This window comes from Streptomyces hilarionis, from assembly GCF_024539675.1.
In the GTDB taxonomy this organism is placed as follows: domain Bacteria; phylum Actinomycetota; class Actinomycetes; order Streptomycetales; family Streptomycetaceae; genus Streptomyces; species Streptomyces hilarionis.
The window spans coordinates 1-440 of sequence record NZ_JAHHIT010000454.1 but is presented as its reverse complement, the minus strand read 5'-3'; the positions used below and the strand labels follow the sequence as shown (position 1 = coordinate 440).

The following is a 440-nucleotide window of genomic DNA, read 5'->3' as shown; positions in this document are numbered from 1 at the left end:
CACTTCGCACTCGGTGCAAGCAAGCTGAGTACGGGTGCGTCACGGTTGTCGGCAGTGACTCTGTAGGCAAACGGCAGAAGGCGATCGATCAATTCCAAAGTGATCCAGAAACCCGCGTCTTTGCCGCCACTACCTCCGCTGCCGGCACCGGCAACAACCTCACTGCGGCCAACTATGTGATGTTCCTGGGCCTCCCCTGGACGCCTGGACTGCAGGACCAGGCTGAGGACAGGGCCTACCGCAATGGGCAATTGCGCATGGTCGTGGTGAAAATCCCGCTGGTGGAAAACACAATCGACCAGATGCTTTGGCAAATGCTGCAGGATAAGCGTCAGTTGGCAAGTGACCTCATTGAGCCCGACGCGGCCGGCAACGCGAGACAAGCATTGGCGACCAATTTGTAGATCTGCGGTATATCACTGCTTCTTAGTGGCTGAGAC

The 440-nt window shown here is 57.3% G+C and carries 1 protein-coding gene; it reads left to right on the top strand.

Going from position 1 to position 440, the window contains the following annotated elements:
* A partial coding sequence (locus KMS84_RS43920) for a C-terminal helicase domain-containing protein (RefSeq protein ID WP_256921339.1) occupies positions 1–404 on the top strand: 404 nt, incomplete at its 5' end.
* Between the last annotated feature and the right edge of the window lie 36 nt (positions 405–440).